The sequence below is a fragment of the Saprospiraceae bacterium genome (assembly GCA_016719615.1).
Classification (GTDB): Bacteria; Bacteroidota; Bacteroidia; order Chitinophagales; family Saprospiraceae; genus Vicinibacter.
Genome location: JADJYQ010000001.1, coordinates 1,574,551 through 1,591,448 on the forward strand (window position 1 = coordinate 1,574,551; position 16,898 = coordinate 1,591,448).

Annotated in this window: 11 protein-coding genes; 2 read left to right on the forward strand and 9 right to left on the reverse strand. The window is 34.8% G+C overall.

Annotated elements, in window-relative coordinates:
- Position 1 precedes the first annotated feature (1 nt).
- The 4 genes from IPM92_06520 to IPM92_06535 are packed head-to-tail and all read right to left on the reverse strand — an operon-like array spanning position 2 to position 4,626.
- Positions 2-1,672: a glutamine--tRNA ligase/YqeY domain fusion protein gene (locus IPM92_06520; GenBank protein MBK9108034.1), complete on the reverse strand. Its 1,671-nt coding sequence runs from the start codon at positions 1,670-1,672 to the stop codon at positions 2-4.
- A gap of 10 nt (positions 1,673-1,682) precedes the next feature.
- Positions 1,683-3,506 carry an arginine--tRNA ligase gene (locus IPM92_06525; GenBank protein MBK9108035.1) on the reverse strand — a complete coding sequence of 608 codons (1,824 nt, stop codon included), beginning with the start codon at positions 3,504-3,506 and terminating at the stop codon, positions 1,683-1,685.
- Positions 3,507-3,527: 21 nt separating this feature from the next.
- Positions 3,528-4,067, reverse strand: a complete 540-nt coding sequence (locus IPM92_06530; protein ID MBK9108036.1) for an RsmD family RNA methyltransferase — start codon at positions 4,065-4,067, stop codon at positions 3,528-3,530.
- A 1-nt stretch (position 4,068) separates the two neighbouring features.
- Positions 4,069-4,626, reverse strand: a complete 558-nt coding sequence (locus IPM92_06535; GenBank protein ID MBK9108037.1) for a DUF3822 family protein — start codon at positions 4,624-4,626, stop codon at positions 4,069-4,071.
- Between the two features lie 44 nt (positions 4,627-4,670).
- Between IPM92_06535 and tsaD the strand changes: the two genes are divergently transcribed.
- The gene (tsaD, locus tag IPM92_06540) at positions 4,671-5,699 is read left to right on the forward strand and encodes a tRNA (adenosine(37)-N6)-threonylcarbamoyltransferase complex transferase subunit TsaD (protein ID MBK9108038.1); all 1,029 of its coding nucleotides are present in this window, start codon (positions 4,671-4,673) and stop codon (positions 5,697-5,699) included.
- On the opposite strand, the gene IPM92_06545 is transcribed toward tsaD, so the two are convergent.
- The 3 genes from IPM92_06545 to folP are packed head-to-tail and all read right to left on the reverse strand — an operon-like array spanning position 5,683 to position 13,696.
- Positions 5,683-8,061, reverse strand: a complete 2,379-nt coding sequence (locus IPM92_06545; GenBank protein MBK9108039.1) for a Smr/MutS family protein — start codon at positions 8,059-8,061, stop codon at positions 5,683-5,685. The two genes, tsaD and IPM92_06545, sit on opposite strands and share 17 nt — an antisense overlap.
- Before the next feature lie 34 nt (positions 8,062-8,095).
- Complete coding sequence (locus IPM92_06550; GenBank protein ID MBK9108040.1) at positions 8,096-12,826, reverse strand: translocation/assembly module TamB domain-containing protein; 4,731 nt, start codon at positions 12,824-12,826, stop codon at positions 8,096-8,098.
- Positions 12,827-12,844: 18 nt separating this feature from the next.
- On the reverse strand, positions 12,845-13,696 hold the full coding sequence (folP, locus tag IPM92_06555) for a dihydropteroate synthase (protein ID MBK9108041.1): 852 nt from the start codon (positions 13,694-13,696) through the stop codon (positions 12,845-12,847).
- A gap of 165 nt (positions 13,697-13,861) precedes the next feature.
- On the opposite strand from folP, the gene IPM92_06560 reads away from it, so the two are divergent.
- On the forward strand, positions 13,862-15,145 hold the full coding sequence (locus IPM92_06560; GenBank protein MBK9108042.1) for a M23 family metallopeptidase: 1,284 nt from the start codon (positions 13,862-13,864) through the stop codon (positions 15,143-15,145).
- Here the strand turns inward: IPM92_06560 and IPM92_06565 are convergent.
- Entirely contained in the window at positions 15,132-16,211 is a 1,080-nt protein-coding gene (locus IPM92_06565; GenBank protein MBK9108043.1) for a GHKL domain-containing protein, read from the reverse strand. The genes IPM92_06560 and IPM92_06565 overlap by 14 nt on opposite strands.
- Positions 16,201-16,884, reverse strand: a complete 684-nt coding sequence (locus IPM92_06570; protein MBK9108044.1) for a response regulator transcription factor — start codon at positions 16,882-16,884, stop codon at positions 16,201-16,203. The genes IPM92_06565 and IPM92_06570 overlap by 11 nt, the downstream gene beginning before the upstream one ends.
- Positions 16,885-16,898 lie beyond the last annotated feature (14 nt).

Sequence of the window (16,898 nt, forward strand, 5' to 3'; positions counted from 1 at the left end):
TTTAATTTTTTTTCTCCTTTATTTTAGCCCAAGAATCTTTTAGCCCAACACTTCTGTTGAAAATCTGGTGTTGTTGCGTACTGTCTGTATCTAAAACAAAATATCCAAGCCGTACAAATTGATAATGTACATCCTTTTGCGCATGATAAAGGCTGGCTTCCAATTTAGCATTACTGTAAACACACAGAGAATCTTTGTTGATTACTTTAGTAAAATCTTCAGCTTCGTTAGGATCTTCCAATGTAAATAATTTATCAAAGTACCTAAGTTCTGCATTTACTGAGCTCCCTGCTTCCACCCAATGTATGGTCGATTTAACTTTTAATCCTGAAGTATCCTGACCACTCTTGCTTTCCGGAATATAGCTGCAATTTAACTGAATCATATTGCCATTAACATCTTTTGAGATCTCATCACACCGAATAATGTAAGCTCCTTTTAATCTCACCATTCCACCTGGGCATAACCTAAAAAATCCGCTGATCGGATTTTCCATGAAATCATCCTGTTCTATATAAATTGAATTACCAAATAGCACATTTCTTTTTCCAGTTTCGGGCATTTCTGGATTATTTTCAATTTCCAGCCCTTCAGTAGTATTCGGATAATTAGTGATATGAATCAGCAGTGGTTGAGAAATAGCCATGACGCGAATTGCAGTTTTATTTAAATCTTCACGCAATGCAAATTCCAATAGTGAAAGATCAATAATATTATCACGCTTTGCAATCCCTACCATTGATGCAAATTTTCTGAGGGATTCAGGAGTATATCCTTTTCGCCGAAATGCACTAATCGTAGGCATTCTAGGATCGTCCCACCCACTGACAAAACCTTCCTGAACCAAGCGCAACAATTTTCTTTTTGACATGACGGTAAAGCTCAAATTGAGTCTGGCAAATTCGTATTGTTGAGATGGAAAGATTCCAAGTTCTTTGATAAACCAATTATATAAAGGTTTGTGATTTTCAAACTCCAGCGTACAAATTGAATGCGTGATGCCTTCAATAGAATCCGATTGTCCGTGTGCAAAATCATACATTGGATAAATACACCATTGAGTTCCGGTTCTATGATGCGATTTATATAGAATTCTATAGAGGATAGGATCCCGAAAATGCATATTAGGAGAGGACATATCAATTTTAGCCCTGAGTACTTTACTGCCTTCGGGAAATTCTCCGGCTTTCATCCTGGAAAATAAATTTAAATTTTCATCGATACTTCGGTTTCTAAAAGGACTTAGAATGCCCGGTTCTGTAGGGGATTTTTTCATCTCTGCAATTTCTTCTGCAGTGCTATCATCTACATAAGCCAGTCCTTTTTCAATCAAAACGTTTGCAAATTGGTAGAGCTGTTCAAAATAATCAGAAGCATAATACTCTCTGTCTTCCCAGTCAAACCCTAACCATTGTATATCCTTTTTAATGGATTCTACAAATTCAGTTTCCTCTGTAACCGGATTCGTATCATCAAAGCGCAAGTTTGTTTTTCCTTTGTATTTCAAAGCCAGGCCAAAATTTAAACATATGGCTTTGGCATGCCCAATATGCAGATAACCATTGGGTTCCGGTGGAAAACGTGTATGCACCCGTCCTCCATGTTTTCCATTGCGGATATCTTCTTCTATAATTTCTTCAATAAAATTTAAGGATTTCTTCGTTTCTTCCATTCATTAAAATTTACATTCTGTCTGGCATTTCAATACCTAAACATTCCATTCCATTTTTTAATATATCTGATACTTTACGGCTTAAGTGTAATCTGAAATATTTTAATTCATCTGTTTCTGCATTTAGAATACTATAATCATGGTAATACTTGTGAAATTCTTTGGCTAACAGATATAAATAATTAGCAAGATGAGATGGGTCTAAATCTTTTGCAGCTGTTTGAATGATATTATTATATTCATGTATCAACCGAATAAGTGATTTTTCATTCCGATTGATTTGAATATTTTGATCATTAATAGAATTTTGGCCATCTTGTTTCCTAAGTATTGATTGAATTCTTACATATGCATTCACAATATAGGGACCCGTATGTCCTTGCATATCTACGGCTTCTTTTGGATCAAACAGCATTCTCTTTTTTGGATGTACTTTTAAAATAAAATATTTTAAAGCGGCCATTCCAATTTTATTAAAAATAATTTCTTGTTCTTCTCCAGGTAATATCGCTATTTCTCCTCTTTCCTGTGCGCTCTTTCGCGCTTCTTCCACAACATTATCCACTAAATCATCAGCATCAACGACATTTCCTTCCCTGGATTTCATTTTTCCTTCAGGCAAATCTACCATGCCATAGGATAAATGAAATAAGTGGTCAGCAAAACTTTCTTTTAAGACTTTAAGCGTTTCGAATAAGACTTTAAAATGGTAATCTTGTTCGTCTCCTACTACATAAATATAGCGATCTGCCTGATGTTTCTCATGGCGCTGCTGAGCAGTACCCAGGTCTTGTGTGATATAAACGCTTGTTCCATCTTTTCTCATGAGAATCTTTTTATCAAGACCTCGTGGTTCAAGATCGACCCAAGTAGAACCATCTGGTTCTTTATAGAAAACGCCAGATTGAAGTCCTTTTTGAATGATATCTTTTCCTAATAAATAGGTTTGAGATTCATAATAAATATGATCAAATTTAATTTGCAGGCGCTTATAAGTTTTGTCAAATCCATCATACACCCATTGGTTCATTTGTTTCCAAAGTTTGATGGTTTCATGATCATTTGACTCCCAGAGAACTAGCATTTTTCGAATTTCATCCCCTAATGGACTAATGGAATTGAAATACTCGTTTTTAAATTTGGATTTAAATTCTTTGCGTTCGATCTCTCCGAATTTTGTCTCATAAACGTTTGCTGCCTCATCAGAACTTAACCATATATTGTATTCTTCCTGAAATTTTACTTCGAATAAAACATAATAATCACCTACAAAATGGTCTGATTTAATTCCGGTATTTTCCGGAGTTGAATTATTCCCCCACTTTTTCCATGCCAACATACTTTTGCAGATGGCCACTCCTCTATCATTTATGACTTGAGTCGTTTCCACGTGATGACCGCTTGCCATTAAGATTTTATAAACTGACCAGCCTAAAAGTATATTCCTGACATGCCCAAGATGTAATGGTTTGTTGGTATTAGGGCTACAATACTCGATCAAAATTTTTTCAATGTTAGATTGCCCATCTTCACTATGACTTACTGGTGGAGTCTTGAGCAGTGACATCCAATAATTGTCTGGATAACTGAAATTGAAAAAGCCTTTGATAATTTGATAATCGCTGATAATATTCTCAGAAATGAGTTTTTGTCCCAGGAGTTCTCCTATTTCTTCAGGTTTTTTGTTTAATTTTTTAATCCAGGGAAATAAAATTAGCGTATAATCTTTATCAAACTCCGGAGAACAGGCTTGTATGTGCAGTTCTTTGGAACTGGCAGTGATATTAAATAATTCTTCAAATGCTGCCTGAAAAGTGTATGTACTTGGGTCCATTCAAGCCACAAAATTACGAAACTATCCCTTAAAAAAACTGAAAAAGGTTTGACCATAGTTCTTTGATTTCCAATAGTTTGGATGCGAATCAAACTTATGATCAGGATTGTGTTCCAAAGTTATAATCCCATTTGCCTTTAGTAAAGAGCTATGTAGAATCTGGTCTGGAATGAGAGGAATGGCCTTTAAAGGATATGGTGGCCCTGCAAAAATGTAATCAAATTTTGAGTTAGTTGTTTGTATAAAGTCCAGATAATCCATCTGAAAGAGCTTTACTTGTGATTCTATATGAAGTGTAGATAAGGTTTTTCTGACAAAGGAATGACATGGTTTATGATGATCTACATAACTCACATCCTGACATCCTCGTGACACCATTTCATAAGTATGTGCGCCACTACCACCAAAAAGGTCCAAGGCCTTGATCTGCTCGAAATCTAAAAAATTTGTCAAAACATTAAATAAAGCTTCCCGGGCAATGTCAGTAGTTGGTCTGGTTGGCCATTTATCTGCCGGAGGGTAAAATAAGCGACCTTTTAAAAGTCCACCTGAGATTCGCATTTTATAAGGTATCTATGGACATAGGTATCACAGAGATTTGTTTAAAATATCTGCTAAAATTATGCATAATCGCAGAATCCGTTGCAATTTCACCTGCCAAGTTAAGATGTACGGATTCAGGAACTAACTTACTTTTTTGGATCGCATGGATCACATGATATAATAAGTCATCCGGAATTTTATAAGGTTTCAATTCAACAGCTAGAATTTCCTTTAATCGCGTAATAAAAATCAAAGCTGTGTTTTCATACAAAAACAAACAAACGTTTGTTAATGAATTTTCAGGTAAATGTTTGCTGATGGCAGGAATCAATTCAGCTATATGGATAAAAGGCATTCTGTCTAAAGGAGTCTCAGAAGCATTTTCTCTTTCAACAAAAGCCAGTTTGTAAGGCATATTTGGCATTTCATGAATATGGAGCTTTCCATTATTGCCCAAATGCAGTAACGATGGATGATGAGCCATTTCATCGCTACTATGAAAATAGAAATCTCGACTCAAAGAAATTTTCTTGCCGTTGAGTAGTGTATAAATCGAATCAGGTGGAGTTTTAATCATGCGTTGCCTACAGGCGTAAAATTACTAAATTTGTGATAAATTCAATGAATGTGGTTTTAAATCCAAAAATAACTATATTAGGAATAGAGACTTCCTGCGACGACACATCGATTGCTATTGTTCAAGATGGCGCAGTTTTAGTGAACTTAATTACAAGTCAGTGGATTCACAAAAAGTATGGAGGTGTTGTGCCTGAATACGCATCCCGATTTCATGTAGAATCTATCATAGAATTATATGAAATGGCAATCCAAAAAGTTGGTTTGCGACCTGAGGATATTAACGCTGTTGCAGTGACCAGAGGACCGGGTTTGTTGGGATCTCTGATGGTAGGCTTAAGTTTTGCAAAATCTGTTTGTTTGAGTCTAAACATCCCTCTTATTGAAATCAACCATTTGCATGCACATGCTACCTCCTTATTCATAGACCAAAAAGCCAATTATCCATTATTGTGCCTTACGGTTAGTGGAGGGCATACTCAACTTTTATTTTTCAAGGATGAATCTGAATTTGATGTCATAGGCCAAACCTTAGATGATGCGGCTGGAGAAGCGTTTGATAAAACTGGGAAGTTATTAGGTTTGAAATATCCAGCCGGACCAGAAATGGATAAACTTGCAAAACAAGGAATTCCTAAGTTTAAATTTCCGATGGCCCAGGTTCCAAAGTATAACTATAGGTTCAGTGGTTTAAAAACGGCAGTACTTTATTTCTTGCAGGATCAACAACGAATGGATCCACTTTTTATCGAACGAAATTTAACAGATCTCTGCGCTTCTATTCAGCATGTCATTGTAAAAATGCTTCTCCAAAAATTAAACATAGCAGCTATCGATTACAAGGCCCGGAGTATCGGAATAGCAGGTGGTGTAAGCGCCAATTCAGAACTACGGGCAAACATATCTGAACTCTGCGATAAGAATAACTGGAATATATACTTACCATCCATCAGCTATTGTACAGATAATGCAGCAATGATTGCATATTTGGGATATTTAAAATATTTAAAAAAGGATTTTGCCGATTTATCAATTACGGCTTTGGCCCGATACCCACTTACGCAAACTCAATAATGGTAACGCCTAATCCACCATCCTGTTCTTCAGGATGTCTGAAATTCTTGATAAATTTATTTTTCTTGACCTGTTGCAATATTGTTCTTCGCAAAACTCCCGTTCCTTTTCCATGCAAAATTCTGGCCTCTTTTAAATTAGAGACAATTGCCATATCCAGATAATCTTCTAACGCGCGTACTGCATCATCGGGTGTTGTGCCGCGAATATCGAGCAAGCCTTTTACGGTACTTGCCCTTTGTACAATGTCTAAATCTAACTTGGATTTGATCGTGAGTTCGTTTTTCTTTTTCAAAGCTACGACGTCAGATAAGTCCACGAAAATGGTAAATTTTTCCGTGATAACTTCAACTTGATTTTGATAAATATTTGCTACAGTACCTGTGAGATTATTTTTTAACAACAGGACTTGATCTCCAGCTTTGATATCACCAACCGGATAATTAGAACGAATGATTTGATTATAGTTTTGATGAATTGTATTTAATTCTACTTCTGCTTCCTTTAATTTATTTTTCGTTTGCTCTGCTAATTTTTGGGCAGCAATGATATCCAATTTGTCTTCAATTTCTTTCAGTAAGTTGCTAGTTTTTGCGTTTTGACTTGAAAGTGTTTCAAATTCATGCTGCTTTATCTCTAATTTCATTTTCAGCCGCTTAAGATCATGTTGTTTTTGCATTTGCTCATAAGCCCGGATCAATTTATTCAAAGATTGAATTTTTGATTCAAGCATTTGATTTTTGGTAGCTAATTCATTTTTATCAGCTTTTAATGTGCTAATTAAAGATTCCAGGTTGACTACACCCTTATTTGCTTTTGCTTTAGCTTTTTTAATGATATGTTGTGGAATTTTAAGATTCTCGGCCATTTCCAGAGCGTATGAACTTCCCGGAACGCCTTGTATCAATTCAAATTTTGGTTTCTTTGCTTCAAGATCAAAACTCATACTTCCATTCACTAATCCTGCTTTATTATGTGCTAATCCTTTTATATTACTGTAATGTGTTGTTATAATTCCAAAACTTTTCCGTTGCACTATTTCTTCGAGAATGACTTCTGCTATGGAACCCCCAATGACGGGCTCTGTACCACTACCAAATTCATCCATGAGTACTAGAGTATGATGGTCAGCTTTAAGAAGGAGTTCTCGCATGAAAGACAATTTGGCGGAATAAGTACTTAAATCATTTTCCAAAGATTGATTATCTCCAATATCTACCATAATATTCTGAAATAGACTTAGCTCACTCGTTGGACTAACAGGTATTAGGTAGGAAGACCGAAGCATCAGCTGATACAGTCCAATTGTTTTTAACACGATGGTTTTTCCACCAGCATTTGGTCCGGAGATGATCAGTATATGATCTTTGTCATCTAGCATTAAGTCTAAGGGAACTACAGGTTTGCCTGATTCATGAAGTCGGAGATACAATAGAGGATGAAGGCCTTTAGCTATTTTTAAACATTTAATTTTTGAAAGTACTGGTTTAACACCTTTCATGTGTTTCGATAACCTGGCTTTGGCATATGCAATATCAAACTCCAATAAAGCCTTGAAGTTATTTTGAATGTTTTGAATATCAATTCGGCAAATGGCAGTAAGGTTTTTGAGAATTTTATCGATTTCTCTTGCTTCTTCCATTTCTAATTCAAACAATTCATTGTGTAATTCCACACATGCCTGGGGTTCAATAAATATTGTTTTTCCGCTATCTGATTCTCCAGCAATGAGACCATTAACCTTTCTTTTGTATTCTGATAAAATTCGCAGCACATATCTGCCGTTATAGACTGATTCTTCTCCTTCAGCCAATATTCCCTGCTTTTTATAAATTTCCAATTCCTTTTTGAACTGTTTATAAATAATAGAATTTACTTGTTTGATGGACTGCCGGATTTTCATCAATTCCTCTGATGCAGTATCTCTTATCTGGTTATCTTTATCAAAAACAGTTTGAAATTCAATGACAAGTTTGCTAAATTCATAAAATTGCGTCAAGAAATCTTTTAATTCTGCTTGCAGGATGTTGTTGCGTTCCTTTTTTATTAGATAAAGTGCATTAGAATTATGGATTATATTCCTGATATTTATCAGATCTTGAAGGCCCAGTTGACTGCTTTCAATCTGGATGATAGGTATTAAATGAGATATATGATGGATCTTCTTTAGGGAAAGCGAATTGAAATATGAAGCTTCTGCTAACTGAGCTGTAAGATTTAATTTCGATGAAATGATATCAAAATCTTGCTCGGGTAATTGATTTTGTAGCAATTCATAACTTTCATCAAATTGCAATAATTCCAGTGTTAGTTCAATGATTTTGTCAAATTCTAGTGCGGAGTAAAGTTTCAATGTAGGCATAAAATCAAGTTATATATTTTATATTATAATGATTTTATTTACCTGAAAATATTTTGTCAAACTCTTTTCTGATATTGACTCCGGCACCAACTTTGTGTTTGATACCCTCAATCGATTCGTCACCCCGGTAATAGACTCTCATTTTGAGTCCTTGTACTGGCGTATTCCACTCGATTACACTTTCCGGATTAAAATAGGAATTGCCTAACAATTGTGAGTTAGACTTATAATTTCCACCTAAGGTAACAATCCATTGATCATTCCATAGCCTGTGTTTAAGACTAAATACTACTTCGGTTTCATTAAGATTGGTTCCTCCAACCTTGGTATTATCAATATCGTAGCCAATGTTAAAATCAATTCCACTAATAAAATTTACATCATCAAAAGCATTGTTCAGCAGGTTAGTTACAAATAAGGAAAACTGATTACTCAGCATTTCGCTCATGGTATTAATTGTTGTGGTTCCGAGATTACCTATAAGGCCACCTTCCCATGGATTGGTATTGTTTAGGAAAGAGCCCAGTACCAGCAGACCAAATATTTGTTGGTTAAATTGGTCCTGATTTAACTTTAAATAGCCAATTTTATTTTCTGCATAGTTCTTTAAACTTCCAGTTAAATCTGGTAATTCAAGATCGAATGTGATAGTAGGCTTTAAAAGACTGCCTGTCAATAGCATCTTTAACTTAACGGATGTTCTTCTTTTCGCTTCTTCAATGAGTTCTTGGTTTTCGCCCAAGTATTCCTGAATTAGTAAATATGGTGCCGCTTGAAGACCTTCATATACAGCTTCAATATTGATATTTGCATTTAAAGGATCTCCCGTCCAGGTAGCAATACCGCCTCTGGTGAGCGTAAAGGGTTTGTTTACAAAATTGTATAGTGTAAATAAATACTGTCCTTGCTCAACCTCGAAATCACCGTTAACTGTAAAGAGTCCATTTCTCAATGATTTAATCTGCAAATTTCCTCTTCCTTTTCCTTTTAGGATATCACCTGTTTGTTCATCAAAGATGACTGAGACTTCAGCATCTTCGGTCAATGTAAGTTGCATATTTACATTCAATCCAGTCAATTTTGAATTGCTGACAACCGTATTTAAGACTACTTTTTTCTCTGCGCTCCGGTCAATAAATTGAACAAATTCGGCTCTTTCAGTTTCATTACTGCTTGTCATTGGAATAAATAATCTGCTTCCTTTTGTGGAAACCAAATCGACATCCATTTGCAGTTGTGTTACTGGACCTAAAAACAGGGCATCTACTTTGCCGATACCATATCCATAATATGCTTCCTTATTCGTTTTATCCGTTTCGAGCACTAGGGCTTTGTCAGATTTTACGCGGACGTCCAAAACCCAATCTTTTAAATTGGTATGAAAGATATTTCCTTCAACAGTCAAAGGGTTTCCAAGCTTGTCTTTCATTTGGGTATTATTAAATGAAATTGACTTTTTATAAAAATTAATTTCCTGGTTTGTCATATGAACCGGCACACCCAAATAGTTAATGTAAGTGCTTGCTTCTGAAATATTAATTTTTCCTTCGAGGTTAAGTTTATTTTTTTCCGTATAAAATCGCATGATGCCATCTCCACCACCTTTAGAATTTGAAATAGGGTCTAAAAAGTTTTCGAGAAAGCTCATAGGGAATTGTTTCAAATTAAATAATACATCAAAATCAAAAGGTGAATATTTATAAAAACTTGAATTAGGAATATTTAAAGTTCCTTTTCCGATGAGGTGCTGATCTTTAAATTTACTGGTTAAATTTATATTCCAGGGCTCAGAAGGATCAGGAATTTCAAATGAAACACGTAAAGGTCCAAAATGACTTTTATTGAGCATAAAATCAACTACATTGATTTCACCATGAGCGTCTTTGAAATTATTTAAATTCGGAATACTTATCTTAGTTGAAAAAATACCGCCAAAATAAACGGTTTCACTTTTTAATAGATGATTTACCAAATCAAGTGAAAAGCCATCCGTGTTTAAAACCAATCCTTTATGATCAAAATCTCGTACACTAATAAAATGGGTGGAATCTGACAACTCTAAATTTTGGATATTTAAATAGTCTCTTTTATATTGAATTAAGTTTTTTGGATTTACATGCCATTTGGTATCATTAAAATAAAGATCCTCGTCTTTCAAAATTAAACTTAATTGTTCTTTTGTAAAATCAATTGCAGACAACAAGTTTGTTAATATTTTTTTGTTGACTCCGTCGAACAACTGAATGTGCATATTTCCGGTACCATTCCCTAATTGAATAGCAACTTTCCCGTTTCCAGTCCGATTTATGTCTTTCTCTTTAAGAGCATCAAAAGTTAAAAGAAACTTGAGCATTTCATTGCTTCGAACCGAAAAACTGACTTTGTCTAATTTAATATTTTTATATAAAATATCAAATCGATTTGATTTAAGCTCAAATAAATCTTTGCGACTGTCTACCAGCAAATCCAAATCCATTAAATGCGTAGAAAAAGGAAGTTTTAAAATTTTATTCAGTGTTATTCCATCTTTTATAAAAATATTAGCATTGCAGCTTATTGGATTTGCCGCAGTCTTAGCAGGCTCCATCAGAATTCCCATCAAATGTTTATGCTTTGAATCTAAATAGCCGATGATATCTTTGCCAATTGTTGCGATATCGAAAAATCCGACTGCCTGAAATGTCAAGATGTCAGAATCAAATTTTATGGTTCGTAAAGATTTCTGAAAATGTTGCTCGATTAAAAGATGGTCGAGATAGACAGTTTCAACACTGTCTGAATAAGTAAGTTTTTCGGCTTTAATTGAACCAATAAATTCTTTATTTTGATTTTGTCTGAGGTTAGCAATCACATTACCACTCAATATTAGCTGGTTCAACTGTGCATTAATGAGGCCTAATTGGAGTCTTGATATTTCTGATTTAATACTTGCATTCCAGTTTGAGCCAAGCAGATGGACCTCTCCATTAATAACTGCTTTGACTTGTTCATCATTGAGTTGAAGTTGACCTTTTAATAAATCACTTTTTAATATGCCATCAAATTTTAATTCCTTAATTAATATATTTTTAAACTCTATGGACTTTATGTCCGCTGTAAATGTTGCATCTACAGATTCCTTGGTGAGGCCTTTCCCATTTGAGATTCCGGCTCTTATATCAATTTGACCTAAATCTTTGATGTCCAGTAATTTTCCCAATTCAAACCCCGATGCATTTACATTTCCACTATAGCTTGATTTAGTAATGTCTTTCTTTAAAGCTACTTTAATATCTGACTGAATACTTCCTAAATTTGTTTTAAAATTTCCAAAAGCTACAAAATCAGATAAGTAACCATCGAAGTTGCCTGTGAATTGAATATTACCAAGATTTTTGTAACTTTTGGGAATACTTGGATTTTTCAATAATTGATAACCAAAATCAGAATTAAGAAAAGCTGACTTAAATTTGAAATTGACAAGTGCATCTGTTCCGGAAAGTGCATTTCTAATCTGACCCGAACCATCAAGTGCAAATACATGCCCATAATTGATTTGAACACTCTTTAAAATAAGACTCTTAATAGTGCCTATGATATTGGCCGAAATATTTACTGGAATACTTTCGTCTAATGTTAGAATATTTAACAACTCGCTGTTTTCCATAAAATAGGAAATATCATTAGGGCCTATTTGTGCTTTGTCTATTTGCAAGTTTGAAACCCAGTCAGAATAATCGGTCTCTTTTAATGCACTTGAACCGGATTGGATATTGCCTTTTAACAGAATAGATGAATGATTTGTTTTTAGCAAAAATTTTCCTAAACTTATTTCGTAAGGATTGTAATTGAAATTAGAAACATGCAAATCTTTAAGCTGAAATCCGCGATCGCCAATAGCATTTAAGGTCAGGAATTCCATTCTTAATAAATCCGGACTATAATAAGCGTAAGTAGATGAAAAATTAATCGCGTCAAATGATTTAAATTGATTTTGCGACGGATTTTCAAAAGTAAATTTGCCATGATTGCAATTGATAAAACTAAAAAACAAAGCTAGTCCTGGGGAGCAGAATTCCGGGTCTGTTTCAAGTTCGTCCTTTTTTAATTGAAGACTGTCCTTTAGCGGATTTTCTTTCATAATAACATGAACATTAGGATTATCAAGAACTACAGATCTGAAGTGGAAAAAAGTGGAAGACAAATCCATACTGTCCATTCGTAAGTGAAGTTTGTCTAAATTGAGGCTCACTTCCATTTGAGGATTATTTAAAGTCGTCCGAACTTTAAAGAGTGTAAGCGTATGCACCATTAATGAAAATGCTTTGCTTTTTGAATTGCCTGATTTGAATTTGTTGATAAATATTTGAAGGTTGGAATCATCCTCTCCGGGATAATTCTTGATATTAAATCTTATTTGATTTCCTTTGACAACTTTTAATTCCAGCTCCGGTTTAAAAGCGAGAGAAAGTAAATTCTTTGGGTCTATAAAAAATTCTTCGGCATAAAATAAAGTGTCCTGATGGTGATCTTTAATGAGCAGTTTAAATTGTATGCCTGTTGATATGTCAAAGGTTAAATTATTCAGTTGAATATCTTGATCAAAATTTTGATTTACCCAAGTAAGCAATCTTTCTTTTATATAATTTTGAACAATGGGAAGTTTTACGACAAGAGACAGAATTACCCAGCTAAATAGGATTAGGATCAATGTTGAAAACACCACTTCCCAAATAGAATTTTCTTTTCTACGGGCAATTTTATGAGGTATGCTTTGATCTTTCATTCTTTCTTGGCTCAGGAATCAAATTTGTCTTAGTTCGTTTTGACAATTTTGGATAACGCGTATGCTTTGCATGTGTTCGTCTACATCGTGGACTCTTATAATGCGGCAGCCATTAAGGATTGCAAAGGTATTTGCTGTTAAAGTTGCCGGCAGTACCTGCTCAGCTGAAGTTTGTTCTATTTTCCAGAACATAGATTTTCTTGACAATCCTACCATTAATGGTGCATCTAATATCTTAAACAGCGACAAATTGCTTAAAATTTTGTAGTTATCCGTTAATGTTTTACTAAAGCCGAATCCTGGATCTATAATGATTTTTGTAACAGCTTTTTTTCTTAAGGTCTCCACCCTATTGATAAAATAATCTATTATTTCTGTTAAGATATTCTCATAATTTATATTTTCTTTGGATTGCATGTTTTCCGGGCTTCCTCTCATATGCATTAAGACTAGAATTTTTTGATCTTGGGAAATAATTTCGGCCATTTTTGGATCCATGAGCCCACCACTAATGTCATTGATGATTTCTGCTCCTGATTCAATGCAAGCCTTAGCAGTGTCAGAATGCACGGTATCAATTGATACCACAAGCTCTGGAAACTCCTTGGAAATGGCTTTTAAACATGGAAGTAAGGTTCTTAACTCATCGTCGGATTTTGGGATCTTTGAACCAGGCCGGCTGGTGAAAGCACCTATATCCAGTATGCTCATTCCTGACTGAATCCATTTTTCGATTTTATCGAGTGCATCTTTTTCATGAATCGGAATACTCGCTTTGTAAAAACTATTAGGGTCTAAATTCATAATACCCATGACGAGCGGTAAACGAGGTTCCGGATCGAAAATAGCCTGAAGAACTGCTTGTTTCAAAGATTGCGGAATTTTGGTCAAAGGTAATGGACTTTAGCCATAATTATTAATATTTAAGCATTCAATTACATCATAATCTATTCATTATCAATTACATATTTTATAAGTCTTCTATCGATAAAATTGTATCTTTGCAGCGTATTCAAATTCAAACAAGCTGAGACTATGACTTACAAAAGTTATATGAAAGTCCTTTTGTTCGTGCTTGCGCTGGGGGGGCTATTCGTACTTAATTCATTTATAATCAGTAATTTAATATTAAATTACACGATTCCTAAAGATATTGATGCTAAATTTTGTGATTTATCTGATCAAGAATTAGAATTTGGCTTTCATTCGAAACTATTTCATCTAGAGGCTGGTAAATTTGTAAGCGGTCAATCATTAGGCTCAATTTTTCAGGAGAATAATATAGTAGAGCAAGTTTCCAGGCAAGTCATCCAAAATATTCAACAAAATTTTTCGCCAACCCGTTTCATAGCAGGCAATAAGATTGCATTTGTTCATTCTGACATGTGCCATAGGCCGGATTACTTTTGCTATGAGATCAATAGCAGCAAATATTTGGTTTGTCAGTTATTTGGTGATTATTGTGTCGAGTTGGTAGAAAAGGAAAAAACATATCAGCAAGAAATATCCTATGGCTTTATTGATAAGACTTTGTGGCACGCATTGGAGTCTGAGAATATTTCGCTAAATTTAATTGATCAAATGGAAGATGCATTGGCTTCTGCCGTAGATTTCCATCATGTACAGAAAGGAGACATTTTTAAACTGGTATACAATCGCCTTTATATCGAAGGCGTACCCACTGATGATGGCGAGTTATTAGCTGCCTATTTTAATGCATCTGGAAAAGACAATTACTCCTTCCAATATACGTCTGGTAAAAATTCGGGCTATTACGATTTAAAAGGCAGGCCGATGAAAAGCCGATTTTTAAAAGCACCATTGAGATTTTCCCGGATTACATCCGGATTTAATTTAAAAAGATTACATCCTGTATTAAAATTCAGTAGACCACACTTAGGAACTGATTATGCAGCACCTCACGGCACTCCTATAATGGCTGTTGGTTCAGGGGTGGTTGAAGCGGCTTCTTATACCGGTGGGAATGGGAATTATGTAAAGATTAAACATGATAACGCCCACCAAACACAATATCTTCATATGTCCCGTTTTGCCTCAGGCGTTAGACGTGGTGCACATGTTTCACAAGGTCAAATTATAGGCTATGTTGGATCTACTGGCTTGGCAACCGGTCCACATGTATGCTTTAGATTCTGGAAAAATGGAAGACAAGTCGATCATAGGAGATTGAGTTTTCCGTCTCCTGAACCATTGCCAGAAAGTGTTTTGCCTGAGTTTTTAAAACATAAAGAAAGGCTTTTGAGTATTCTGGATAATATTGATAATGAAATGGCTTTAAATAAAATTAGAAGGTCATAATTTTATCCGATAACTGCAAAGTAAATCCGAAAGTAGTCCCTACCCCATCTTTGCTCCTTACATGAAGTTTTTGATGGTGAGATTCTAAAATGTGTTTAACAATTGACAAGCCAAGACCGGAACCGCCCTGATCTCTCGATCTGCTTTTATCAACCCGATAGAACCGGTCAAATACATGTGAAAGATGTTCTTCCGGAATTCCAATTCCATTGTCACTAACTTCAATGAGTAAACTTTCGTCAAGTTTATAAAATGACATTTTTACGAATCCATTGTATTTGCCATATTTAATGCTGTTGTTGACAAGGTTGCTAAGCGCAATCCTAATATATTCTCGGTCAGCAATAACTAGATTATCAGCATCAGCCCCCTCTTTGAATATTAATTTAATATTTTTCTGATCGGCAAGTCCTTGTTGCTCTTCAAAAACTTCATCTGATAACTCTTTTATATTAAAAGTTTGCTTATCCAGGAAATAATCTCCCGACTCAAGTTTGTCAACTACGGAAAGATCATCTATAATTTCCTGCAGCCTGAATGTATTTTTTATAGCCTTGTCCAAAAATATTTTTAACTGCTCGTCCTGCAGGCTATCCATATCATGAATGGTTTGCAAATAAGCCTGAATATTAAAGACCGGAGTTTTTAACTCATGTGATACATTTCCAATATATTCTCGCCGGAAATTTTCCATTTGCTTAATGTGATCAATTTCCGAGTTTTTCTTTTTAATCCAACTGTATGCATCTTTTTCGACTTGTTCCAAATCCATATGTTCTTTGAATTTAGATTCTTTGACCAATTCTTCCGGTAATTTGGTATCCGTAATGATTTTGTAGATAAGCTTGATACGGCGGTAAATAAATTCCTTGATAAGAGAACGGGTAATAAAAAAGCCAAAAACCAACACAGAAATTATACAAATAAATGCCGTGTAAGCCGAAATCAACTCAGGTTTAATAATCCCAATGAAAAGTAAGATGAGTGCTATAAGCGAGGAAATGCAAACACTTATTAGAGAAGCTAATTTATTTGCTGTTATGTTCTTTAAAGCTTCAAATTTCAAATTTATAGCCAACGCCTTTAATAGTCTTTATAAATGAATCATCAAGTTTCTCGCGCAATTTACGAATATGTACGTCAATCGTGCGATCTCCGACAATAATATCTTTGCCCCAGATTTTGTCTAAAATTTCGTCGCGTTTAAAAACCTTACCCGGACTAGAAGCAAGTAGATACAATAACAAAAATTCTTTTCTCGCAAATTCAGGTTTTTTGTCGTGGTAGCGCACTTCCATTTTTAATGGATTGATGCTGATAGACTCATATTCAAGGATTTCATTTTCGCCTTCATTGGTTAAAGGTTTAAGTTTTCTTCGAATGAGCGCGCGAATCCGACTGATGAGAATTTTTATCGCTACAGGTTTACTTACGAAATCATCACCTCCTAAATCAAGTGCTTTGATATGTGTTTCTTCATCGCCTTTGGCTGTGAGAAACAAGATGCTCACATTGTCAAATTTATTTTGTTTTCTGATTTCTTCACATGTTTGTAAGCCATCCATTACAGGCATCATGATATCCAATAAAATAAGGTCCGGATTGAAACTCACTAATCTATCGAGTGCCATTTTGCCGTTGGTGGCTGTAGCCACATCAAATCCCTCCTTTTTTAAGTTAAAAGACAGGATTTCAAGAATATCGGGTTCGTCATCGACAATTAATAATTTATAATTCATATTTACATTTGCCT